The following is a 22,339-nucleotide window of genomic DNA, read 5'->3' as shown; positions in this document are numbered from 1 at the left end:
GCGAAGCGTAAATAAAAAACGCCCGTACGGGCGTTTAGCGTCAGATTTACAGAAAGTGTGATTAATGCTGCTGTAGAAACGCCAGCAGGTCCTGATTAAGCTGATCCTGATGCGTTGCGGCGAAACCGTGCGGGCCGTTGTCGTAAACCTTGAGCTCCGATCCGGCGATCAGCTCGTGCGCCAGCTTGCCGGTCGCTTCAAACGGCACGATCTGGTCGTTGCTGCCGTGAATAATCAGCGTCGGCACGTCTACTTTCGCCACGTCGCCGCGGAAATCGGTTTGCGAGAAGGCGGTAACGCAGTCGAGAGTGCCCTTCAGCGACGCCAGCAGCGCAATATTCAACGTCTGCGTCAGCACGCCATCGGAAACGGTCTGCCCAGCGTTAAGCCCATAAAAAGGCGTGGCGAACTCTTTGATAAATTGCGCGCGATCTTTCCGCAGCGCGGCGGCGATGCCGTCGAACACCGCTTTTTCCGGCCCTTCCGGGTGATCGACGGTTTGACAGAAGATCGGTGTGACCGCGCCGAGCAGCACCAGGCTTTTCACTTTCTCCGTGCCGTAACGGCCGATATAGCGCGTCACGTCGCCGCCGCCCATAGAGAAGCCCACCAGCGTCACGTCGCTCAGCCCCAGATGTTCAATCAGGCCGTGAATATCCTCGGCAAAGGTATCGTAGTCATATCCTTCCCACGGCTGATCGGAACGACCAAAACCACGACGGTCGAAAGCAATCGCACGGTAGCCATTTTCGGCCAGGTGGACCAGCTGGCTCTCCCACATATCAGCATCGAGCGGCCAGCCGTGGCTAAACAGCACCGGCTGCCCTTTGCCGTAATCTTTGAAGTAAATGCTTACGCCATCTTTCGTCGTGAAGGTGCTCATATCGGGTCTCCGTTATCAGTGAGGTTGTGTCTCGCTAATCAAGCTAACCTGGACGTACCATAAAACCTAAAGCAGAAATTTTAATAAGTCGTTAAATAATTTTAGCGACTGAGGTTGTGCAAAAATCCTGGGCAAGTTGCCGCAGATATTCCGCTATCACGCCTGGCTGAGCGCCCGTAATGTTCCAGCTATCGCCACTTAATCACGCTGCGCCACCCCGCGCGGCCGGAGACAGAAGATGAGCCAGAATATGATCCCTACGCCTGCGGGCGGCGCTTTCTCCCCTTTTCGCTACGCCATGTTCGCCCTGATATGGAGCGCTTCGGTGCTGGGTAATACCGGCAGTTTTATCCGCGACGTCGCCAGCTCCTGGCTGATTACCGGCCTGTCAGATAATCCCGCCGCGGTGGCGCTGATGCAGACCGCCGCCACGCTGCCGGTGTTTTTGCTGGCGCTGCCGGCGGGCGTGCTGTCCGATATTTTTGACCGTCGCCGCCTGCTGATTGCGATTCAAATACTGATGGCCAGCGTCAGCGGCGCGCTGCTGATCCTCTCCCACAACAACTGGCTCACGGCGGAGTGGCTGATTGGGCTGACCTTCGTCGGCGGCATCGGCGCGGCACTGTTCGGGCCAGCCTGGCAGGCGATCGTGCCGGAACTGGTGCCGCGCCAGGAGATGAAAAACGCGGTCGCGCTTAATTCGCTCGGTATCAATATCGCGCGCGCCATCGGTCCAGCGACTGGCGGGCTGCTGCTGGCGAGCCTTGGCGCGATAGCGGCCTACGGCGCAGATGTCGCCAGCTACTTTATCGTTATCGCCGCCCTGCTGTGCTGGCAACGCCCGGCGAAAGCGCAGGATGCGCTGAACGAGCACTTCTTCGGCGCCTTTCGCGCCGGATTGCGCTACGTCAAAGCGAGTCGCGAGCTGCACCGCGTGCTGTTTCGCGCCGCGATGTTCTTTATCTTCGCCAGCGCGCTCTGGGCGCTGCTGCCGCTGGTGGCGCGCCAGCTGCTGCAGGGCACGGCGGGGTTTTATGGCATGATGCTCGGCGCGGTGGGCACCGGCGCGATTGCCGGAGCGCTATTGCTGCCGCGTCTGCGCGCCAGTATGAGCGCCGATGCGCTGCTGCTGCTCGCCGCCGCCATCAACGGGCTGGTGATGCTCGGCTTAGCGCTGACGCCGCCGCAGTGGCTGGCGCTGGTGCTGATGCTGGTACTGGGCAGCGGCTGGATCGTGGCGCTGACCACGCTGAACGGCGTCGCCCTGGCGGTGCTGCCGGACTGGGTGCGCGGCCGCGGGCTGGCGGTCTATCTGATGGTGTTTAACGGCGCGCTGGCGGGCGGCAGCCTGCTGTGGGGCCTGGTGGCGCAGCAGGCGGGCGTCGTCGCGACGCTGGTGGTGGCGGCGGCAGCGCTGATGCTGAGCGCGCTGCTGCTGCGTCGCAAAACGCTGCCGCAGGGCGAGGCGGATCTGCAGCCCGCGCTGCACTGGCAGGAACCGGCGGTGGCGCAAAGCATCGACGCGCATCGCGGCCCGGTGATGGTGCAGATTCACTACCGCGTGGCGGAAGAGGATCGCCCCGCCTTCCTGGCGGCCATCAATAAGCTGGCGCTGGCGCGTCGCCGCGATGGCGCTTACGCCTGGGGCGTAATGTCGCATACGGAAGACGCGGCGTGGATTCAGGAGTGGTTTTTAGTGGAATCCTGGCAGGAGCATCTGCGTCAGCATCAGCGCGTATCAAAAGCGGACGCGGCGCTGCAGGCGGCGGTGCTGGCGTTCCATCAGGACGAAGGCGCGCCGAAAGCGCACCATTTTATCTCGCTCTAGCCTCAGACGCGCTTTGCGCTCAGGGCGCGGCGTAGATGTCGCGCAGCCCCTCCAGGGTTTGCAGCCTTTCGCGCCACCAGCGCGCCGCATTGCCGCTGGCGCGCTCATTCCATGCCATATAACCCATATCGCGCCGCGTTTCGCTGTCGAGCCGGCGCGCCACCAGCGTGCCGTCCGCCAGGTGCGGCGCAGCGAGGTAGCTCGGCAGATAGCCGCAACCCAGGCCCGCCAGCTGCGCCTGCAGCTTGGCATGAAAGTCGTGCACGCTCAGCGTCTTCTGTTCATCCAGCACGCGCAGATCGACGCCGGCGCCGTGGCGCGAGGAGTCGTGCACCGTCACGGCGCGATACTGGCGTATCTGCTCGCGCAGCAGCGGCTCCGGCATCTGCGCCAGCGGATGGTCTGGTGCGACGGCAAAAACATAGTCGAGCCAGCCCAGCGCCACGCAGCCGATATCTTTGCGTGTCGCGGGCTCCTGCACCGCGCCGAACACCAGATCCGCCTCGTCGTAGCTCAGCGCCTCCCAGCAGCCCGCCAGCACGTCCTGACGAAACTGCAGTTGCGTATGGAGTTCGTTGACGGCGCGCAGCAGCGTGCGCCCTTTTTCCAGCATTAGCCGTCCGGTTGGGGTAAAAGTGGCGCGGTGACCCGAGCGATCGAGCAGCGTGATCTTCATGTCCGCTTCCATCTTCTGCACCGTATAGCTCAGCGCCGACGCGGTTTTAAACAGCCGCGCCGCCGCAGCGGCGAAGGTGCCGTGACGGTCGAGCGCATCCAGAATCAGCAGCGCCTCGAGGTTTAATCGCATGCCTCAGCTCTCCCCAAAAATTGTTGAACAACAACCCAAAATCATTCCGCTAACAATAAAAGTTCTCATCTCCTATTTTTGTATCCAACAGCGCTACTGCTGTAAATCACTTTCAACGCGCCGGGAGGCGATATGAATAATTATCAGGCCAGTCACGTTACGCTGGTGATCACTCATAGCGTTCAGGCGGAGAAAGAGCAGGCTTACGAGCAGTGGCTGGAACAGATCATGCCGCAGGCGGCACAGCTTCCTGGCCATCTGGGGGTGAACGTGCTGCGTCCGGTGCACGGCGAAAGCGTCTATACCGTGCTGATCCGCTTCGACAGCCTCGATAACTTATTCAACTGGAGCCAGTCCGAGGCACGCAAGAAGCTGATTGCCGAACTGCCGCAGCTGCTCTCCGGCCCGGAGCATATCGACGTGCGCCCCGGCGCCGCATTCTGGTTCACGCCCGCCAGAAAGGCGACGCCGCGTCCGGCGAAGTGGAAACAGTATCTGCTGACGTTAGCCGTGATTTTCCCCTCGACCCTGCTGATCCCGCCGCTCTGGGCCGCGCTAATACCCGCCAGCCGCGGCACGCTATGGGGACATTTTCTAGGCGATGCGACCGTGGTCGCGCTGGTGGTCTGGCTGTGGATGCCGCTGCTGACGCGCTTGTTTAAAAACTGGCTGCTGCCGCGAGGATAGGCGTGGAGTCTGGCGGATTAGCCCAGCCCGATGCCGTTTTTCCCGTTACGCTTAATGCGATACATCGCCTCGTCGGCGCGGCTCACCGCCGCGCTGAATCCCTCCTGCGGCTGCGCCTGTACGATGCCGATCGAAGCGCCAATGGTCGCCGTGCCGTTCTCCAGCTCAAACGGGGCCAGCGCCGCCTGCAGGCAGGCGCGGCTTACCTGCTCAACCCGCGGATCGTCCTGACCGTACGGCATCAGCAGCACAAACTCGTCGCCGCCCAGCCGCCCCGCCAGGATTGGCTCAGGGCACACCGCGCTCAGGCGCTGGCTGAGCTGGATCAGCAGGCGGTCACCGCTGCGATGGCCGAAGGTGTCGTTCACATGCTTGAAATCATCGAGATCGATAAAGGCGACGCAGAGCGCGCACGCGCTGCGCATCTGGCTGAAGGCGTTGCGCAAGGCGTGACGGTTGGCGAGCTGCGTCAGGGGATCGTGATTCGCCAGCATCGCCAGCTGTGATTCGTACTGCTTCTCTTTGGTCATGTCGATATGGGTGCCGGTGACCTTCAGCGGTCTGCCCTGCTCATCCCACTCGCTGATGCGGCCGCGATCCAGCACCCAGGTGACGCCGCCGTTTTTGGCGATCATCCGGTGCAGCGCCTCATAGTAAGGCGCCTTGCCTTCGAGATGGTCATAAAACGCTTTCAGCACCTCGTCGGCATCGTCGGGATGCAGGCTCTCTCGCCATTCGGAGAACAGCGCCCTGCTCTCTTTCGGCTGATAGCCCAGCATCGCCCCCCAGCGCCGGTTGAAGATCACCAGCTTGCCCGAGGGAATATCCAGCTGCCACAGGCAAAGGCCGGTGCCATCCAGCGCCGCGTCGAGTTTGCTGCGGGCGTCGTGCGCTATACGCTTGAGTCGCGCATTATGCTTTTTCAAAATCTGTATCTGCTGGCGCAGCGCTTCGTCAGACATGGCACGCGGAGGTTAAGAAATAAGATGTATTTTGCCTGTGCGGATATTTCTGTAAAGAGAGGCGCTGGAAACGTGATCAGCCGCGCTTTATCGGCTTAAGCGCAAGATTTTATCCGGTTTAAATCACGCTTTCCGCATAGTCAGCGGCAGCGCGCGCGAAATCTGCCTCTTGCAGGGCGATCCTTCGCCTGCGCGCTCAACGGGTATAGTCAGAGTAACCTTTATTCCGGAGAAGAAAAGCATGCAACTTTGCGCCACCTGCGGCACCGCCTACGCTGAGGTTTCGCCGCAGCGCTGTAAAATCTGCCAGGACGAGCGGCAGTGGGTGCCCGCCGCCGGACAGCAGTGGATCGATTTTGCCGCGCTTACCCGCAGCCATCAGAACAAATGGCAGCAGCTTGAGCCGGGCCTGCTCGGCATCAAAACCGTGCCGAACTTCGCCATTGGCCAGCGCGCGCTGCTGCTGCGCAGCGGCGGCGGCAATATTCTCTGGGACTGCATCGCCAACCTGGATCCCGCCACCGTCCAGCTGATCCATGCGATCGGCGGGCTTTCAGCTATCGCTATTTCGCATCCGCACTACTACACCACGATGCAGGCGTGGGCGGAGGAGTTTAGCGCGCCGATCTATCTGCACGCCGACGATCGTCAATGGGTGATGCGCGACAGCGACGCCATTCATTTCTGGCAGGGCGAGACGCTGCCGCTAAACAGCGAGGTCGATATCGTGCGCCTCGGCGGCCATTTCGCCGGCGGCTGCGTGCTGCACTGGAAAGCCAACGGCGGCGTGATGCTGGCGGGCGATATTCTTCAGGTCACGCCAGGCAAAGATGCAGTCTCCTTTATGTGGAGCTATCCCAATATGCTGCCGCTCTCCGCCGCAACGGTAAGCGAGATGCTGCGCCGCTGCGACGCGCTGGCCTTTTCCCGGCTTTACGGCGCCTTCGAAGGCCAGGATATCATCCAGCAGGCGAAGGCCATCGTGAGGCAATCCGGGGCGCGTTATCTGCGCTGCCTGGCGTAATCTGGCCCTGTCGGAAAAAATAAATCGCCGCCGCCATTACGCAAAAGTAAAACGATCGGTTTACCTTTAAAAGATGAACAAACGCGACGATATTTTGCAGGCGGCCGAAAGGCTGTTCTACAACAACGGCTTTCATGCCACCAGCACTGACCAGATTTGCCGGGAAGCGGGCGTCTCCACGCGCACGCTCTATCATCACTTTTCCTCGCGCGAAGCGCTGACCATCAGCGTGATGGCGGCGCGCCGGACGCGATTTTTTGCCGACCTGCTGCCTGCGCAGCATCCGCAGGCGCTGCGGCGGCTGTTTGAGACGCTGGGGGAATGGACAGAGCAGTATGGCGCGCAAGGCTGCTTTTTTATCAAAGCCTGGGGCGAATATGCGGAGAAAGACGCGATGCTGGCGGCGCACGCGCTCGACTATCGCTATGCGCTGCGCCGCTATATCGGCGACTGCGTGGCAGATGAGCGCCTGGCGAACGCGGTGTGGATGCTGTTTGAGGGCGCGGTCATCTCGGCGCTGATGCTCGGCGCGGATGCGGCGAACCATGCGGGCGACGCCGCCGCACGGCTGATGCTGCCGACTGAGGTGCGACCATGAGAACGGCGACTGCGCTGGGTGTCACTGGCTTTTCGCTGATTGCCGTCACCTACGGCATGGCACGCTTTGCGTGGGGGCTGATGATGCCGGCGGCAAGGCAGGAAGTGCCGTTTGATGTTCATCTTGCCGGGATCATTACCGCCTGCAGCTACCTCTCTTATTGTCTTGCTACCGCCGCAGCCCCCGGGCTAGTGGCGCGGTTTGGTGCCCGAAAAACGGCTTACCTTGCCGCGCTCTGCGCCGCAGGCGGATTACTGCTGCTTGCCTGCGCTTTTGCGCCGCTAATGCTCGCTGGCGGGCTGTTTATCGCTGGACTGAGTGCCGGCCTCGCCTCGCCTGCTATCGCCAGCGCGGTCAGCACCGGCGTGCCGCCTGCGCAGCAGGATTCCGCCAATACCGCCATCAATGCCGGCACCAGCGCGGGCATTATGCTCTCCGTGCCCGTGCTGATGCTGCTGCCCGGCGGCTGGCGTGCCGCCTGCGTTGCCTTTGCGCTGCTGGCTTTACTGTGCCTGCTGCTGGCGCGACGCTATTTGCCTGAAGATCGCCGTGGGCACGATGCCGATCGCCCCCGCTGGCGCGTTCTGATGCGGCAGCGATCGCTGCTCCGGCTGGCGCTTGTTGCTTTTATTAGCGGATCCGCCAGCGCCGCCTGGTGGAGCTTCGGCCCCGATATTCTGCGTAATCATCTGCATCTCGACGCGCGCGCCAGCAGCCTGCTGTGGCTGACCGGCGGCGGCGCGGGCATTGCGGGCGCGCTGACCGGTGCGGCGCGGCGCGCCCTTAGCCTGGCGCAGATCTATCGGCTGTCGCAGCTCTGCCTGGCGCTGCCGCTGCTGCTGCTGGCGAGCCTGGAGGGCTTTTCATGGTGGCTGTTTCCCGCCGTAGCGCTGGGCGGGGCGGGCTACGTGACGCTTTCCGGCGTGCTGCTGGTGTATGGCGCGGCCGCCACGCCAGCTTCAGCGGCGGCAGGCGTAAGCGTGGCGTTCTTTATGCTGGCGGCGGGTCAGGTTGCCGGATCGGCGCTGTTTGGCGCGGCCTATGCGGGCCTGGGGGCAGGCACGGCGCTGCTGGGGTTTGCCGCGCTGGCGCTGGCGCTGATGGCGCTACCGCCGCGAGAACGCAGTCTCTAATCGGAAGAACGGGTTCCGCACAAAAGCAAAAACCCAGCCATAAGGCTGGGTTCTTTAATTTTGGTGCCCGAACCCGGAATCGAACCAGGGACACGGGGATTTTCAATCCCCTGCTCTACCGACTGAGCTATTCGGGCAACGGGGCGCATTAAACCTTAACGGCTGCACAGCGTCAAACGCTTTTCATCCAGTCGCGTACTGACTGCTGCGTTTTATAGCAATCACCAGAATAACTGGTAAAAAAAGCGGCAACCTCGTCGCGCTGCGCTTACTTTTTCGCCTCCCTGGCCGATAACGATAGCGACACTTCATACCCATAATAAGGTGCACCATGTTTTCCACTATTTCATCAGGTCTGCTGTCACGCCTTGCGTGGCAAAAACAAACGCGCCCTGCGGCGACGCTTAACTCGCTCAACGACGCTATCGCGATGATTGAGTTTACGCCTGACGGCATCATCCTTAACGCTAACCCGCTATTTCTGGAGCGCATGGGCTATACGCTGAACGACATCGTCGGTAAGCATCACAGTCTGTTTTGCACCCCCGACTTTGCGCAGTCGTCGCACTATCGCGACTTCTGGCTGCGCCTGAAGCGTGGCGAAAGCTTTAGCGATAAATTCCTGCGTCTGGCGAAACACAGCCGTCCGGTCTGGCTGGAGGCTAACTATGTGCCGGTACAGGATCGCCACGGCCGCGTGGTGAAAATCGTCAAGCTGGCGACCGATATTACCGCGCGTATCATCGACGCCCAGGAGCAGCGCGCCATGACCACCGCCATTGAGCGGTCGATGGCGGTTATCGCCTTTAACCTCAAAGGTGAAGTGCTCAAGGCGAACGCCAACTTCCTCAAAACCATGGGCTACCGCGCCAAGGAGGTGATCGGCCTGCCGCACAGCCGCTTCTGCTCCGAAGCGCTGCGTCAGAGCGACGAATACAAAGCGTTCTGGGAAAAGCTCAACCGCGGCGAGTTTATCTCCGGCCAGTTCCAGCGGGTGAATAAACAGGGCCGCACCATCTGGCTGCGCGCCACCTATAACCCAGTGTTTGATGATGAAGGCAAGCTCTATAAGGTGGTGAAGTTTGCCACTGACGTAACGGCGCAGGTAGAGAAGAACCAGCAGGAGCGCGACGCGGCGCAGCAGGCCTATCAGACCGCGCTGCAAACCAGCGAAAGCACCCGCCACGGCGCCAGCGTAATTGAAGAGAGCGTGCAGACCATTAACGCGCTGGCGGGCGAGCTGCACGGCATTTCGGACGATATCGCCGATCTCAGCGACTCCTCCGACCGCATCGGCGCCATTGTCGCCAGCATCCGCCGCATCGCCGATCAGACCAACCTGATCGCGCTTAACGCCGCGGTTGAGGCGGCACGTGCCGGCACACACGGCCGCAGCTTCGCCGTCGTGGCCAATGAGGTGCGCACGCTGGCGGCCAATATCAATCAGGCCACCAGCGAGATTGAAAATCGGGTGCGGCAGAATCATCTGCTGGCGTCCAAGGCGCTGAAAGGCATAGCTTCCAACATGAAGCGCGCCGATCACGGCGTCGAGCTGGCCCAGCAGGCGGGCGGCGTGATCGGCGAGCTGCGCGACAGCTCGTCAGAGGTCGTGCGCGCCATCAGCCACGTTACCCAGACCTTAAGCCAGGAGTAGCGCGCAAGGCCGGCCCTGCGCCGGTTTTTTCGCAGCAACCGCCCTGCTGTAGCCGTTTTTTACGGCTGCCGCGCCATCTCGACCGGCGGCGTCGGCGTTGTCGGCAGGAAGATATGGTCGAGGATCTGCCGCATCACCGGCGCGGCGGTCACGCCTTCGTTGCCGCCGTTCTCCAGTATCAGCGCCACCGCCACCTTCGGGTTGTTAAACGGCGCGAATGCGGTATAGAAGATATGGTCGCGCAGGCGCACCGGGATCATCTTCGCGTTATAGGTCTGGTTCTGCTTCAGGCTAAACACCTGCGAGGTGCCGCTCTTCGCCGCAATGCCGTAAGGCGCGGTGTGAAAATATTTATAGCCGGTGCCGTTCGGCGCGTTGGCCATGCCGAACATGGCGCGGCGCACCAGCGCCCAGTAAGGCGAACGGGCGTCGCCGATCTGCGGCTGCGGCAGCGTCGGCTGATAGGGCTCTACGAATTTGCCGCGCTCGGCTTTCGCCAGCAGATGCGGCGCAATGACCTTGCCGTTGTTGATCAGCGCCACCATCGCCTTCACCATCTGAATCGGCGTGGCGATCCAGTAGCCCTGCCCGATGCCCACCGAGACCGTATCGCCCTGATACCAGCCTTTTTTATGCACCTTGAGCTTCCATTCGCGGCTCGGCAGCAGGCCGCTGTACTCTTCGTTAAGATCGATGCCGGTGGATTTGCCGTAGCCAAACTGGCTAAGCATGCTGTGAATACGGTCGATGCCCATCATAAAGGCCACCTGATAGAAGAAGGTGTCGGCAGACTCCTCAATCGCTTTGGTAACGTCCAGCATGCCGTGGCCGCTTTTTTTCCAGTCGCGATAGCGGCGATCGGTGCCCGGCAGGGTCCAGGTCGGCGCGCCGTAGAAATGGGTCTGCGGCGTGATGACGCCGGTCAGCAGCGCCGACATCGCCATATAGGGCTTCACCGTCGAGGCAGGCGGGTAAAGCCCCTGAGTAACGCGATTGATTAGCGGCAGATTCTTGTCCTGAAGCAGGGTCTTATAGGCCTGATAGCTGATGCCCTTGACGAAGGGATTGGGATCGTAGCTCGGGCTGGAGACCATCGCCAGCACTGAACCGTCGTGCGGATCCTCCACCAGTACCGCCGCGCGCTGCCCGGCTAGCAGGCTCTCTATGTACTGCTGCAGATGCAGATCGAGGGTCAGGGTAATATTTTTACCCGCTACCGGTGGCACCTCTTTCAGCACGCGCACGATGCGGCCGTGGTTATCCACCTCCACCTCCTGGTAGCCCGGCTTGCCGTGCAGCAGCGACTCGTAGTAGCCCTCAATGCCCTGCTTGCCGATATTGTGGTCGGCGGCGTAGTTCTCGGCGATGCCCGCGGCGTTGAGGCGCTTGTAGTCGTTATCGTTGATTTTCGAGACGTAGCCGACGACGTGCGCCAGGTCGGCGCCGTAGGGATAGTCGCGATCCTGATAGCTCTCCACGCTGACGCCAGTGAAGCGATACTGGTTCACCGAGAAGCGTGCCACCTCTTCGTCGGTCAACTCCTCTTTCAGCACCACCGGCTTGTAGCGGCTGCTCTGCTTGAGCGTGCGGGTAAAGGCGTCGATCTCGTCGGGCGTCAGATCGACGATCGGCGTCAGCGCCTTCAGGGTCGCCTGCATATCGTCGATTTTGTACGGCGTCAGCGTAATGTCGTACCAGGTCACGTTATGCACCAGCGGAATGCCGTTGCGATCGAAGATCAGCCCGCGCGTCGGCGCGATAGGGATCATTTTGATGTCGTTCTGGTTCGAGCGCGTCTGGTAATAGCCGTGATCGCGCACCTGCAAACGGTAGAGATTGACGCCGAGAATAGTGAAACAGATAACGACCAGCGCAAAGGCGACCAGCGCGCGGCGCGCGAAGAGCTTTTCTTCAGCTTCGAAATTACGAAAATTCATTAGGCGGCATTGGCGGACAGGTTATTTTTTTGATGTCGCGCTAATGATAGGGAGCTAAGCGATCGGCGCCAGCAGGAAGATGCACAGGAGTCGGGAAAAGTGTGTCATTTAGTGAGAATGTTACGAAAGGCCTGTAAGACTCCCCGCCTTATGCAGCAAGGCACAAGACGGGGAACAGGCAAGCGCAGGCTTAGTCGCCCAGCAGCACCGACTCCAGCGCGATCTTAATCATATCGTTGAAGGTGGTCTGGCGCTCGGCAGAGGTCGTCTGCTCATGGGTGCGGATATGGTCAGACACGGTGCAGATGGTCAGCGCTTTCGCGCCAAACTCCGCCGCCACGCCGTAGATGCCCGCCGCTTCCATCTCCACGCCGAGGATGCCGTACTTCTCCATCACGTCGAACATCTGCGGATCCGGGGTATAGAAGAGATCGGCAGAGAAGATGTTGCCGACGCGCGCGTCCACGCCCAGCGCTTTCGCCGCGTCAACCGCGTTGCGCACCATATCGAAGTCGGCGATCGCCGCGAAATCGTGATCCTTGAAGCGCATGCGGTTGACTTTAGAGTCGGTGCAGGCGCCCATGCCGATGACGATGTCGCGCAGCTTCACGTCGGCGCGCACCGCGCCGCAGGATCCGACGCGGATGATCTTTTTCACGCCAAAGTCGGTGATCAGCTCTTTGGTGTAGATGGAGCAGGACGGGATGCCCATGCCGTGGCCCATTACGGAGATTTTGCGCCCCTTGTAGGTGCCGGTGTAGCCCAGCATGCCGCGCACGTTGTTAACTTCTACCGGATTTTCCAGAAAGGTTTCCGCAATGTGCTTCGCGCGCAGCGGATCGCCCGGCATCAGTACCACGTCGGCGAAGTCGCCCATTTCTGCATTAATGTGAGGAGTTGCCATTGTTGTTTATCCTTTTTAAATTCAGCGGCTCTGTTTACAGCATGCTCTTGCCGTAGTCCATATCGGACAGGCCAAAATAGTGCGCAATCGTCTGACCGATGTCGGCGAAGGTTTCGCGATAGCCCAGCGAGCCGGGTTTTACTTTCGGGCCGTAGATCAGAATCGGAATATGCTCGCGCGTGTGCTCGGTGCCCTGCCAGGTCGGATCGCAGCCGTGATCGGCGGTGAGGATCAAGATGTCATCCTCTTTCACCAGCGCCATCAGCTCTGGCAAACGACGATCGAACAGCTCCAGCCCGCCCGCGTAGCCAGCGACGTCGCGGCGGTGTCCCCAGGTCGAGTCGAAATCAACAAAGTTGGTAAAGACGATCGACTGGTCGGGCGCCTTCTTCATCTGCTCGATGGTGGCGTCGAACAGCGCATCCAGGCCGGTCGCTTTCACCTTCTGCGTGATGCCCTGCTGGGCATAGATATCGGCGATTTTCCCCACCGAAATCACTTCGCCGCCCTTTTCATCCACCAGCTTTTTCAGCATGGTCGGTGAAGGCGGTTCTACCGCCAGATCGTGACGGTTGCCGGTACGTTCGAAATGGCCCGCTTTGTCGCCGACAAACGGACGCGCGATGACGCGGCCGATGTTGTAGCCGCCTTCGGTCAGCTCTTCACGAGCGATTTCGCACAGCTCATAGAGGCGATCGAGGCCAAAGGTCTCTTCGTGACAGGCGATCTGGAACACCGAGTCCGCCGAGGTGTAGAAAATCGGCTTGCCGGTTTTCATATGCTCTTCGCCCAGCTGGTCGAGGATCACCGTGCCGGAGGAGTGGCAGTTGCCGAGATAGCCCGGCAGCTTCGCGCGCTCGACCAGCTTGTCGAGCAATTCCTGCGGGAAGCTGTTCTCTTTGTCGCTGAAGTAGCCCCAGTCGAACAGCACCGGCACGCCAGCGATCTCCCAGTGGCCAGACGGCGTGTCTTTGCCGGATGAAATTTCGCTGGCGTAGGCGTAGGCGCCGGTGATTTCCGCATCGGGATCGAGGCCCAGCGGGAAGCGGCCAGTAGAGAGCTCGGCGGCTTTACCCAGCCCCAGCGCGGTCAGGTTCGGCAGATGCAGCGGGCCTTTGCGCCCCTGATCCGCTTTGCCGTTAAAGCACGCCTCGGCGATATGGCCGAGCGTGTCCGAGCCTGCGTCGCCAAATTTGTCGGCGTCTTTGCTTGAGCCGATTCCAAAGGAATCGAGCACCATAATAAAAGCACGTTTCATGCAAGTCTCCTGCGCCTGCGCGCGTGACAAGTCAAAAAAAAGCGATCAGATCAGTATACCCGAATGCCTGCTCAACGGCAGCATAAAGCCGCAGATTTGCGGCTTTTTTGCGGCGGCGTCGTGAACGACAGCAGAGGTTCGGCAGCCGAGGCTCGCTGCTCGCTCGGCTGCTGTTATGCGCTTACGCTCAGGCGTCGCTGGCGCTGACCCTGCGATAAACCACCGGGGTCGCTGCCGGCGCGCTGTCGCTCAGCGTTACGGCGGCTTTTATCGCCGCCGCCGCCTGCTGCCAGCTCGCCTCGCTGCTGGCGTGCACCATCGCCAGCGGACGTTGCCCATCGGCGCGTTCGCCCAGCGTAATCATCTCGCTCAGCCCAACGCTGTAGTCGATAGCGTCGCTGGAGCGCTGGCGTCCGCCGCCCATCGCCACCACCGCCATACCCAGCGCGCGCGTGTCCATGCTGCTGACGATGCCGGGACGATCGGCGTAGACCGGCTTGCTGAGCGTCGGCTGGGGCAGATAAGCCTCGTGCCGTTCGACGAAATCGGCGGGGCCGCCCTGCGCGGCGACCATACGCGCGAATACCTCGGCCGCCTGGCCGTTATCCAGCACCTGCTGCAGCTTGCCGCGCGCCTCTGCTTCGCTGGCCGCCAGCCTGCCGGAAATCAGCATCTCGCTGCAGAGCGCCAGCGTTACCTCCAGCAGGCGCGGATTGCGCTCTGCGCCGGTCAGGAAGCGCACCGCTTCACGCACTTCCAGCGCGTTGCCGGCGCTGGAGGCGAGCACCTGGTTCATATCGGTGAGCAGCGCGGTGGTGGTGCAGCCCGCACCGTTGGCCACGCCGACGATCGCCTGCGCCAGGTCGAGCGACGCCTCGAAGTTCGGCATAAAGGCGCCGGAGCCAACTTTAACGTCCATTACCAGCGCATCCAGCCCTTCGGCCAGCTTTTTCGCCAGAATCGAGGCGGTGATCAGCGGAACAGAATCTACGGTGGCGGTGATATCGCGTGTGGCGTAGAAGCGCTTATCCGCCGGCGCCAGCGAGCGGGTCTGGCCGATAATCGCCACCCCGACCTGTTTGATAATCTGGCGAAAACGATCGTCCTCCGGGAAAATATCGAAGCCCGGGATCGCCTCCAGCTTGTCCAGCGTGCCGCCGGTATGGCCGAGGCCGCGCCCGGAGATCATCGGCACATAGCCGCCGCAGGCGGCTACCATCGGCCCCAGCATCAGCGAGGTGACGTCACCGACGCCGCCGGTGGAGTGCTTATCGACCACCGGCCCGTTGAGGTCCAGCGCCTGCCAGTTCAGCACGGTGCCGGAGTCGCGCATCGCCATGGTGAGCGCCACGCGCTCCGGCAGCGACATATCGTGAAAAAAGATGGTCATCGCCAGCGCGGCGATCTGACCTTCGGAAACGCTGTTATCGCGCACGCCGTTGATGAAGAAGCGAATTTCCTCTTCGCTCAGCGTCTGGCCATCGCGTTTTTTACGGATAATTTCTTGCGGCAGAAACACAGTCGCCCCCATGATCAGGGTTGAGATGAGAATGGCGGCCAGCGGCCGCCGTCACGCAATCAGTAGCCGGTTTTGCTGGTGGCGGTCTGATGGCCCAGCGCGTTCAGCAGGCTGGCTAACAGGCTGGACGCGCCGAAGCGGAAGTGGCGCGCGTCGGCCCAGCCTTCGCCAAGGATATCGTCCGCCAGCCTGAGGTAGATAGCCGCATCATCCGCCGTGCGCACGCCACCCGCTGGCTTAAAGCCCACCTTCTCTTTCACACCTTTGTCGCGGATCACGCTCATCATGATCTGCGCCACTTCCGGCGTGGCGTTGACCGGCACCTTGCCGGTAGAGGTCTTGATAAAGTCCGCGCCAGCGTCAATGGCGATCTCAGAAGCCTGACGGATCAGCGCCTCCTCTTTCAGCTCGCCGCTTTCGATGATCACCTTCAACAGCACATTAGCTTCTGCGCACGCCGCTTTGCAGGCCTTCACCAGATCAAAACCGATCTGCGCGTTGCCGGCGATCAGCGCGCGATAAGGGAAGACCACATCGACTTCATCCGCGCCGTAGGCGATGGCGGCGCGGGTTTCCGCCAGCGCAATATCGATATCATCGTTGCCGTGCGGGAAGTTAGTAACGGTGGCGATGCGGATCTCAGGCGTGCCCTGCTCGCGCAGCGCTTTGCGCGCAACCGTAATAAAGCGTGGATAGATGCAGATCGCGGCGGTGTTGCCCGCCGGTGATTTTGCCTGACGGCAGAGCGCGATCACCTTCTCATCGGTATCGTCTTCGTTCAGGGTCGTCAGGTCCATCAGTTGCAGCGCGCGCTGCGCAGCGGCGGTAATGTCAGTCATGTTGTTCTCCAGATAACAAACAGACGCCGAGGCGCCGGTGTAATGTGATAATTATAACAACATAAAGCGGCAGATAATGTGTATTTCATCACACCGCCGCCAGTAGCTGTTAGCAATAGCGTCATTATAACGCAGAGAGGCGCAATGTTACTATTATCACATCAGGAGAGATCAGTCAGGCAGGTTGAACAGCACACACGTATTGCGCCACAGCGCTTCGGCGATAACCTGTGGCGGTTCGGGGCGCAATTCGCACAGGGTTTGCCATACCAGACGCGCCCGCTCCGGCCGGTTCGGCTCGCCCTGGAAGCCGTGCAGCGGCATATCGGGCGCGTCGGTCTCCAGCAGCAGCGCCTCGAGCGGCAGCTGCGCCAGGGTGTTGCGAGTTTTGCTGGCGCGTTCATAGGTCAGGGTGCCGCCAACGCCGATCGCATAGCCGAGTTTGATAAAGGCCTGCGCCTGCTGCAGGCTCCCCGCAAAGCCGTGCACCACGCCGCGCCGCGGCAAGTTGTGGCGGCGCAGATGCAGCGCCAGCTTGTCGTGGGTGCGACGCGAATGCAGGAGCACCGGCAAATCATACTGCTTCGCCAGCCGCAGCTGCGCGTCGAGCAAAAACTCCTGGCGCGCAAACTGCGGATTCTCCCTATAGAGGTCGAGGCCGATCTCCCCTATCGCCGTCAGCTTCGCCGGTCGCTGCCGCAGCCAGTTTTCCAGCTGCTCAAGATGGGCATCCTCGTGGCGCTCAACAAAGATGGGATGCAGGCCGAGCGCGGCGTAGAGCGCGGGGTAGTGTGCCGCCAGCGACACGACGCGCGCAAAGCGGCTCGCCTCTACTGCTGGCACGATAATACGCTCCACGCCCGCTTCGGCGGCGCGCGCGATGCTGGCAGGCTCATCGTCGACAAAGGGCGGAAAATCGAAATGGCAGTGGGTATCGATAAATCTCATGCCAGCGAATCCTCATCATAGTCTGCGTCATTGCCCGCCACCGGCGGCGTCATAATCGGCCGGTTGTCGGGCGCGTTGGCGACCGGCGCGGGCGGCGTAACGGTGGTATAGCGCACAAACGGCTCGGCGTCGCTGAGCCACTGCCCCAGCGTGGCGAGGAAGTAGCGGCCGCAGCGCCGTCCCAGGTGATAATCCTGATTTAACGCGGCGACGCGGCTGCCCAGCGCCATGCTCGCCAGCACGTGCGGCGGGTAGATTTCGATGATGCGCAGGTCGCCGGGAGGCTGCTCGATAAACTGCTGAATCTCACGGTAGCTCGCTTCATGATGATGCAGGATATTGATCATCGGCTGCAGCGCACTGGCGTTAAGCCAGCGCTCCATGCGCTTCATCCATTTTGGCGTATAGAACATCTGCGACGGGACGGTGCGGATCACCACGATGGTGTCGGCGCCGCGCCGCGCCGCTTCGCGCACGGGAATGGCGTCGCTGATACCGCCGTCGAGATAGCTGATGCCTTCCAGATCGACGCCAAGGCGGTAAAAGCCGGGAATGGCGCTCGACGCCTTAATCAGATCGTGCCAGTTGGCGCGGGTCGGCGCAAAGTAGCCAGGCGAGTAGTCGTCGCTGCGGCAGGCGCACATATAAAACTCGCGTCCACTGTCGAACAGCAGTTTAGCGCTCTCCAGCGCCAGCGGCAGTTCGCGCTGGGTTACGTCGATTAGCCAGTCGAGATCGATCAGGTTGCCGCCGCGCACGAAACGCAGCGGATCGAAAAAGAGTTTGCTGGTGGTGTAGCGGGTAATGACGCGCCGCGCGTAGCCCTGCTGTCCGCAGACAAAAGCAGAGAGATTCTGCGCGCCAGCTGAGGTGCCGATAAAAAGATCGAAAGGATTGAATTTGGCCCGCTGAAACTCATCCAGTACGCCTGCGGTGAAAATGCCGCGCTGACCGCCGCCTTCGCACACAAGGGCGATTTTTCGCGCTTTAAACGGGGAAAGGGCTAAGGGTTCAATTGCGCCCAGCGTGACAGGGATCCGGATACCCACTTCTGTTCCTCAGAAAAGGTTCTGAGGTTTGCCGTTGCGTTTATCCGCTTCAGGTTGACAGCATCCCGGAGAACCAGCCATGTTTTACTCCTGACCTGCCGCCACAACCTCTGGCAGCGGCCGTCGCGCCTGGTGCGTTTCCTTTACGCGGCGCGGCGGCTGGCTGGTCTCCGCTTTATGCATGCTCGTTGCGAAAATCAGAATGACACAACCGGTCAGAGTCGTTTGCGGCCGGTAAACAGGCTCACGAGGAACAGGATAATACCAACGACGAAGACAACTTTAGCCGCCCATGCTGCCGTACCGGCCAGGCCGCCAAATCCTAACGCCGCCGCGATCAGTGCAATTACCAGAAAAATAATACCCCAACGAAACATAAGCCTCTCCTTACCATAGTGAAATCGAACTGCTCGTTTCTTCCCAGTTTGGGTTTTGTTTTGTCAGCACGGCGTCGCAGGGACGCCGCGCTCACGACGTTAAGACTTCACGGTCAGGTCATTCTTAACGCTTTTAACGCCTTCGATCGCTTTCGCGATACTTTCAGCGCGATCTGACTGCGCTTTAGTCGCGACGGTCCCTGAAAGCTGAACCACGCCGTCAGTGGTTTCTACCTTAACGTGACGCGACGGAACGATGTCATCTGCTAATAGTTTAGCTTTAATTTCGCTCGTCGTTGCCGCATCTCCGGCATATCCCTTCATACTTTGTGATTTGCTGTCTTTAACGTGCAGTTTGTCGCTGACGGATTTAACACCTTCCACGTTTTTCACAACGGCGACGGCTTTTTCAGCCTGGTCCTGCGAGGTGACAAAACCGCTCAGGGTTACCACGCCATCATGGGTTTTCACGGAGATATCCGTACTTTTTATCGCCTCGTCATCTACCAGAGCCGCTTTGGCTTTTGCAGTGACGGCGCTGTCATCCATAAATCCATCGACTTTTTTCATAGAACTATTGATTTTCGCACCGGCGTTATCCGCGCTTTGCTGCGCTTTTTGCGTCAGCGAGTCATCAGCCAGGGCGCTGCCGCTTAACAGGGCGGAACCAACCATTACCGCCATCAGCGTTTGGGCAATCTTAGTCTTATTCATCGATATCTTCCTTCTGTCAGTGAGCTCACCCACAACCGTGGGCGCAACAGCAGCAAACGGCGCTGCTGCATCGCTGGACGTAAGCGAGAAGCTATTTCTCTTTTGCCGTCCGACAGAATAATCATAGTCGGTGTTTGGCGTTTTGCCTGAATAACTGGTTGATAGCACGCCAGTTAAGCGGAAAAACAGGATTTTTAGGAGGAGTCTGGAGAGGAAGAACAGGGCCAGCCAAAGCTGGTCGGCCCTGTTGTAACGTGGATTAATGCTCGCGGGTTTTGCGGAAAATCACGTCAGGATAGCGCTCTTGCGTGATATTGAGGTTAACCATGGTCGGTGCGATGTAGGTCAGATTATCGCCGCCGTCCAGCGCGAGGTTCACCTCGTTTTTACGCTGGAACTCTTCGAATTTCTTCGCATCGCTGCACTCAACCCAGCGCGCCGTCGAAACGTTGATCGCTTCGTAGATCGCTTCGACGTTGTATTCACTTTTCAGACGCGCCACGACGACGTCAAACTGCAGCACGCCCACCGCACCCACGATCAGATCGTTGTTGTGCACCGGGCGGAACACCTGCACCGCGCCCTCTTCCGACAGCTGCACCAGCCCTTTCAGCAGCTGTTTCTGCTTGAGCGGATCGCGCAGGCGGATGCGACGGAACAGCTCCGGGGCGAAGTTCGGAATGCCGGTAAACTTCATGTTCTCGCCCTGGGTAAAGGTGTCGCCGATCTGAATGGTGCCGTGGTTGTGCAGACCGATGATGTCGCCCGGCCAGGCCTCTTCCACGTGCGAACGGTCGCCCGCCATAAAGGTCAGCGCGTCGGAGATCACCACATCTTTGCCGGTGCGCACCTGACGCAGCTTCATGCCCTTTTCATATTTACCGGACACCACGCGCATAAAGGCGACGCGGTCGCGGTGTTTCGGGTCCATGTTTGCCTGAATTTTGAATACGAAACCGCTGAACTTCTCTTCCTGCGCGCTCACGGTACGCAGGTCAGTCGCGCGGGGCATCGGCGCGGGTGCCCAGGAGACCAGACCGTCGAGCATATGATCGACGCCGAAGTTGCCCAGCGCGGTGCCGAAAAAGACCGGCGTGATCTCGCCGCTCAGGAACAGCTCGCGATCGAACTCGTGCGACGCGCCTTTAACCAGCTCCAGCTCTTCGCGCAGCTGCGCCGCCAGCTCTTCGCCGACCGCGCTGTCCAGCTCAGGGTTATCCAGCCCTTTGACGATGCGCACTTCCTGAATGGTGTGGCCCTTGCCCGTCTGGTAGAGATAGGTTTCGTCGTTATAGAGGTGGTAAACGCCTTTGAACAGTTTGCCGCAGCCGATCGGCCAGGTAATCGGCGCGCAGGCGATTTTCAGCTCGCTCTCCACTTCATCCAGCAGTTCCATCGGATCGCGGATGTCGCGGTCGAGCTTGTTCATAAAGGTCAGGATCGGCGTGTCGCGCAGACGGGTGACCTCCATCAGCTTACGGGTACGATCCTCGACGCCTTTGGCCGCGTCGATCACCATCAGGCAGCAGTCCACCGCCGTCAGGGTACGGTAGGTATCTTCCGAGAAGTCTTCGTGCCCCGGCGTATCGAGCAGGTTGACCAGGCTCTCGCGGTAGGGGAACTGCATAACGGAGGTGGTAATAGAGATACCGCGCTGCTTCTCCATCTCCATCCAGTCCGATTTGGCGTGCTGGCTGGAGCCGCGACCTTTTACCGTACCGGCGGTCTGGATAGCCTGTCCGAACAGCAGCACTTTTTCAGTGATGGTGGTTTTACCGGCATCGGGGTGCGAAATGATCGCAAAGGTGCGGCGGCGCGCCACCTCTTGCATGAAATTAGACATGAGTGAGTTCTTCTCATCGAGGCAACGTCACACAGGGGGACGCTGCAGAGTAATCATGATGGCCGGAAATCCGGCAGGTAAACGGAGCCAGGCGTGACGCAACGGCGTCAGAAGGCGGTGGTTGATGCGCGTTCTACATTGGCGGCGATTCCGGTTACCCAGTCTTCGTTAAGGCGGCATAGCATACAATATTTTGCGCGCGGCGGCGAACAGGGCCGGTAAAATTTCGGCGGCTGCCCGCAGTCATGCGGGCAGCCGCTTATTTACCCCAGCACGCTTTTTACGCAGGATTTAAAGATATTCACCCCGATCTCCAGCGCGTTGAGATCGAAGCGCATGTCGGGATGGTGCAGGCCCGGCGTCAGGTTGGTGCCGAGTCCCCAGAAGCCCGCCTTGACGTGCGGGCGCTTGACCGGATAGAAAAAGAAATCTTCGCTGCCCGGCGTGGTTTTCGCCTCCAGCAATCCCTCTGCGCCCAGCACCTCGGTAATCGCCGCGCGGATCACCGCCGTCGCGTCATCATGGATCTCCGCCGCCGGCATCTCTTTCAGCACCCTCACCTGCGCCGTCGCGCCCAGCGCCGCGACGCTGTGCTGGATCGCCTGTGTGACCTTCTCCTTCAGCATCGCCATCGGCGCGTTCTCCTGCGAACGCAGATCCCAGACCACGCGCGCTTCGTCGGGCACCGAGTTAGTGACGCCAGCGTCGCAGAGAAAGCGCGTCGCTTTTACGCTCCAGTTCAGCCCCGGCGAGAGATGAATGGCGTTGACGGCATTGACCGCCTGCACCGCCGCATCCAGCGCGTTAATGCCGAGATGCGGACGCGCGGCGTGCGCGGGCGCGCCTTTAATGGTGGCCTCCAGCGTCGAGCAGGCGGAGTAGAGCACCGCTGGCGTCGCCTGCCCCACCACGCACTCCTCCAGCGGCCGCAAATGGAAACCGAAGATCATCTCCACGTCATCCAGCGCGCCGCCCTCTACCATCGCCAGCGCGCCAGCGCCCAGCTCTTCGGCTGGCTGGAACAGAATTTTCAGCCGCCCTTTTTTCACCGCCCCCTCCGCCAGCAGCTCCTGCGCGGCAGTCAGCACCACAGAAGCGTGGCCATCATGGCCGCAGGTGTGGCGCGCGCAGGCAACGCCGTCGATGATATGGCCGAGCGCGTCCATGTCGGCGCGCAGCGCCAGCACCGGACCCGGTACGCCGCTGTCAATCTCCGCCACGATGCCGGTGGTCTGATTGATATTACGCGTCACCTTCAGCCCGGCTTTCTCCAGCTGCCCGGCAATATAGGCGGAGGTTTTAACCTCCTGAAAGCCCAGCTCTGGAATCTCATGCAGATAGTGATAGTGCTCTAAGACCTTTGACACCGCTTCT

The 22,339-nt window shown here is 60.6% G+C and carries 20 protein-coding genes and 1 tRNA gene; 6 read left to right on the top strand and 15 right to left on the bottom strand.

Annotated features, from left to right (window positions below):
* Positions 1 to 61 precede the first annotated feature (61 nt).
* Positions 62 to 883 carry an alpha/beta fold hydrolase gene (locus tag Q9R34_RS06765; protein WP_485892902.1) on the bottom strand — a complete coding sequence of 274 codons (822 nt, stop codon included), beginning with the start codon at positions 881 to 883 and terminating at the stop codon, positions 62 to 64.
* A 238-nt stretch (positions 884 to 1,121) separates the two neighbouring features.
* Between Q9R34_RS06765 and Q9R34_RS06760 the strand changes: the two genes are divergently transcribed.
* Positions 1,122 to 2,711 carry an MFS transporter gene (locus Q9R34_RS06760; protein WP_485892901.1) on the top strand — a complete coding sequence of 530 codons (1,590 nt, stop codon included), beginning with the start codon at positions 1,122 to 1,124 and terminating at the stop codon, positions 2,709 to 2,711.
* A gap of 19 nt (positions 2,712 to 2,730) precedes the next feature.
* On the opposite strand, the gene Q9R34_RS06755 is transcribed toward Q9R34_RS06760, so the two are convergent.
* Positions 2,731 to 3,519, bottom strand: coding sequence for a LysR family transcriptional regulator (locus Q9R34_RS06755; protein ID WP_485892900.1), 789 nt, complete (start codon positions 3,517 to 3,519; stop codon positions 2,731 to 2,733).
* Positions 3,520 to 3,651: 132 nt separating this feature from the next.
* Here Q9R34_RS06755 and Q9R34_RS06750 point away from each other — a divergent pair, with 132 nt between their 5' ends.
* Complete coding sequence (locus Q9R34_RS06750; protein WP_485892898.1) at positions 3,652 to 4,206, top strand: antibiotic biosynthesis monooxygenase; 555 nt, start codon at positions 3,652 to 3,654, stop codon at positions 4,204 to 4,206.
* A gap of 17 nt (positions 4,207 to 4,223) precedes the next feature.
* On the opposite strand, the gene Q9R34_RS06745 is transcribed toward Q9R34_RS06750, so the two are convergent.
* On the bottom strand, positions 4,224 to 5,168 hold the full coding sequence (locus tag Q9R34_RS06745; protein ID WP_485892896.1) for a diguanylate cyclase domain-containing protein: 945 nt from the start codon (positions 5,166 to 5,168) through the stop codon (positions 4,224 to 4,226).
* 241 nt (positions 5,169 to 5,409) lie between these two features.
* Between Q9R34_RS06745 and Q9R34_RS06740 the strand changes: the two genes are divergently transcribed.
* From Q9R34_RS06740 to Q9R34_RS06730, 3 genes are all read left to right on the top strand, one after another.
* A complete protein-coding gene (locus tag Q9R34_RS06740; protein WP_485892894.1) occupies positions 5,410 to 6,192 on the top strand; it encodes an MBL fold metallo-hydrolase in 783 nt (260 codons plus the stop codon).
* A 73-nt stretch (positions 6,193 to 6,265) separates the two neighbouring features.
* Positions 6,266 to 6,790: a TetR/AcrR family transcriptional regulator gene (locus Q9R34_RS06735; protein WP_485892892.1), complete on the top strand. Its 525-nt coding sequence runs from the start codon at positions 6,266 to 6,268 to the stop codon at positions 6,788 to 6,790.
* Positions 6,787 to 7,923 (top strand): MFS transporter, encoded by a 1,137-nt coding sequence (locus Q9R34_RS06730; RefSeq protein ID WP_485892890.1) that lies wholly within the window; start codon positions 6,787 to 6,789, stop codon positions 7,921 to 7,923. Before Q9R34_RS06735 ends, Q9R34_RS06730 begins: the two co-directional genes overlap by 4 nt.
* Before the next feature lie 61 nt (positions 7,924 to 7,984).
* On the opposite strand, the gene Q9R34_RS06725 is transcribed toward Q9R34_RS06730, so the two are convergent.
* Positions 7,985 to 8,060, bottom strand: a tRNA-Phe gene (locus Q9R34_RS06725).
* Between the two features lie 194 nt (positions 8,061 to 8,254).
* Between Q9R34_RS06725 and Q9R34_RS06720 the strand changes: the two genes are divergently transcribed.
* Positions 8,255 to 9,577: a methyl-accepting chemotaxis protein gene (locus Q9R34_RS06720; protein WP_485892888.1), complete on the top strand. Its 1,323-nt coding sequence runs from the start codon at positions 8,255 to 8,257 to the stop codon at positions 9,575 to 9,577.
* A 59-nt stretch (positions 9,578 to 9,636) separates the two neighbouring features.
* On the opposite strand, the gene mrdA is transcribed toward Q9R34_RS06720, so the two are convergent.
* The 11 genes from mrdA to Q9R34_RS06665 form a co-directional block, all read right to left on the bottom strand.
* Positions 9,637 to 11,514, bottom strand: a complete 1,878-nt coding sequence (gene mrdA, locus Q9R34_RS06715) for a penicillin-binding protein 2 (protein WP_434125258.1) — start codon at positions 11,512 to 11,514, stop codon at positions 9,637 to 9,639.
* A gap of 190 nt (positions 11,515 to 11,704) precedes the next feature.
* Positions 11,705 to 12,418, bottom strand: a complete 714-nt coding sequence (gene deoD, locus Q9R34_RS06710) for a purine-nucleoside phosphorylase (protein WP_033752378.1) — start codon at positions 12,416 to 12,418, stop codon at positions 11,705 to 11,707.
* Positions 12,419 to 12,452: 34 nt separating this feature from the next.
* On the bottom strand, positions 12,453 to 13,676 hold the full coding sequence (deoB, locus tag Q9R34_RS06705; protein WP_434125256.1) for a phosphopentomutase: 1,224 nt from the start codon (positions 13,674 to 13,676) through the stop codon (positions 12,453 to 12,455).
* Between the two features lie 187 nt (positions 13,677 to 13,863).
* Positions 13,864 to 15,195: a thymidine phosphorylase gene (gene deoA, locus Q9R34_RS06700; RefSeq protein WP_485892885.1), complete on the bottom strand. Its 1,332-nt coding sequence runs from the start codon at positions 15,193 to 15,195 to the stop codon at positions 13,864 to 13,866.
* A gap of 59 nt (positions 15,196 to 15,254) precedes the next feature.
* Positions 15,255 to 16,034 (bottom strand): deoxyribose-phosphate aldolase, encoded by a 780-nt coding sequence (gene deoC, locus Q9R34_RS06695; protein WP_485892883.1) that lies wholly within the window; start codon positions 16,032 to 16,034, stop codon positions 15,255 to 15,257.
* 171 nt (positions 16,035 to 16,205) lie between these two features.
* Positions 16,206 to 16,982, bottom strand: a complete 777-nt coding sequence (locus Q9R34_RS06690; protein WP_485892881.1) for a TatD family hydrolase — start codon at positions 16,980 to 16,982, stop codon at positions 16,206 to 16,208.
* Positions 16,979 to 18,031 (bottom strand): patatin-like phospholipase family protein, encoded by a 1,053-nt coding sequence (locus Q9R34_RS06685; RefSeq protein WP_485892879.1) that lies wholly within the window; start codon positions 18,029 to 18,031, stop codon positions 16,979 to 16,981. Before Q9R34_RS06685 ends, Q9R34_RS06690 begins: the two co-directional genes overlap by 4 nt.
* Positions 18,032 to 18,246: 215 nt before the next feature.
* Positions 18,247 to 18,408, bottom strand: coding sequence for a DUF1328 domain-containing protein (locus Q9R34_RS06680; RefSeq protein ID WP_009634777.1), 162 nt, complete (start codon positions 18,406 to 18,408; stop codon positions 18,247 to 18,249).
* A 99-nt stretch (positions 18,409 to 18,507) separates the two neighbouring features.
* Positions 18,508 to 19,122, bottom strand: coding sequence for a molecular chaperone OsmY (osmY, locus tag Q9R34_RS06675; RefSeq protein WP_434125248.1), 615 nt, complete (start codon positions 19,120 to 19,122; stop codon positions 18,508 to 18,510).
* Positions 19,123 to 19,381: 259 nt separating this feature from the next.
* The gene (gene prfC / locus Q9R34_RS06670) at positions 19,382 to 20,965 is read right to left on the bottom strand and encodes a peptide chain release factor 3 (RefSeq protein ID WP_434125247.1); all 1,584 of its coding nucleotides are present in this window, start codon (positions 20,963 to 20,965) and stop codon (positions 19,382 to 19,384) included.
* Between the two features lie 263 nt (positions 20,966 to 21,228).
* Positions 21,229 to 22,332: a M20 peptidase aminoacylase family protein gene (locus tag Q9R34_RS06665; RefSeq protein ID WP_485892878.1), complete on the bottom strand. Its 1,104-nt coding sequence runs from the start codon at positions 22,330 to 22,332 to the stop codon at positions 21,229 to 21,231.
* Positions 22,333 to 22,339: the final 7 nt, after the last annotated feature.

Source organism: Enterobacter sp. BRE11 (genome assembly GCF_031844285.1).
In the GTDB taxonomy this organism is placed as follows: Bacteria; Pseudomonadota; Gammaproteobacteria; order Enterobacterales; family Enterobacteriaceae; genus Pantoea.
The sequence above is the reverse complement of the archived record's forward strand: the minus strand, read 5'-3'. Positions and strand labels throughout refer to the sequence as shown.

Bases quoted from the DNA above. Each gene is read 5' to 3' on its own strand.
- Q9R34_RS06765 (WP_485892902.1), bottom strand. From the start codon at position 883: ATGAGCACCTTCACGACGAAAGATGGCGTAAGCATTTACTTCAAAGAT.
- Q9R34_RS06760 (WP_485892901.1), top strand. From the start codon at position 1,122: ATGAGCCAGAATATGATCCCTACGCCTGCGGGCGGCGCTTTCTCCCCT.
- Q9R34_RS06755 (WP_485892900.1), bottom strand. From the start codon at position 3,519: ATGCGATTAAACCTCGAGGCGCTGCTGATTCTGGATGCGCTCGACCGT.
- Q9R34_RS06750 (WP_485892898.1), top strand. From the start codon at position 3,652: ATGAATAATTATCAGGCCAGTCACGTTACGCTGGTGATCACTCATAGC.
- Q9R34_RS06745 (WP_485892896.1), bottom strand. From the start codon at position 5,168: ATGTCTGACGAAGCGCTGCGCCAGCAGATACAGATTTTGAAAAAGCAT.
- Q9R34_RS06740 (WP_485892894.1), top strand. From the start codon at position 5,410: ATGCAACTTTGCGCCACCTGCGGCACCGCCTACGCTGAGGTTTCGCCG.
- Q9R34_RS06735 (WP_485892892.1), top strand. From the start codon at position 6,266: ATGAACAAACGCGACGATATTTTGCAGGCGGCCGAAAGGCTGTTCTAC.
- Q9R34_RS06730 (WP_485892890.1), top strand. From the start codon at position 6,787: ATGAGAACGGCGACTGCGCTGGGTGTCACTGGCTTTTCGCTGATTGCC.
- Q9R34_RS06720 (WP_485892888.1), top strand. From the start codon at position 8,255: ATGTTTTCCACTATTTCATCAGGTCTGCTGTCACGCCTTGCGTGGCAA.
- mrdA (WP_434125258.1), bottom strand. From the start codon at position 11,514: ATGAATTTTCGTAATTTCGAAGCTGAAGAAAAGCTCTTCGCGCGCCGC.
- deoD (WP_033752378.1), bottom strand. From the start codon at position 12,418: ATGGCAACTCCTCACATTAATGCAGAAATGGGCGACTTCGCCGACGTG.
- deoB (WP_434125256.1), bottom strand. From the start codon at position 13,676: ATGAAACGTGCTTTTATTATGGTGCTCGATTCCTTTGGAATCGGCTCA.
- deoC (WP_485892883.1), bottom strand. From the start codon at position 16,034: ATGACTGACATTACCGCCGCTGCGCAGCGCGCGCTGCAACTGATGGAC.
- Q9R34_RS06690 (WP_485892881.1), bottom strand. From the start codon at position 16,982: ATGAGATTTATCGATACCCACTGCCATTTCGATTTTCCGCCCTTTGTC.
- Q9R34_RS06680 (WP_009634777.1), bottom strand. From the start codon at position 18,408: ATGTTTCGTTGGGGTATTATTTTTCTGGTAATTGCACTGATCGCGGCG.
- osmY (WP_434125248.1), bottom strand. From the start codon at position 19,122: ATGAATAAGACTAAGATTGCCCAAACGCTGATGGCGGTAATGGTTGGT.
- prfC (WP_434125247.1), bottom strand. From the start codon at position 20,965: ATGTCTAATTTCATGCAAGAGGTGGCGCGCCGCCGCACCTTTGCGATC.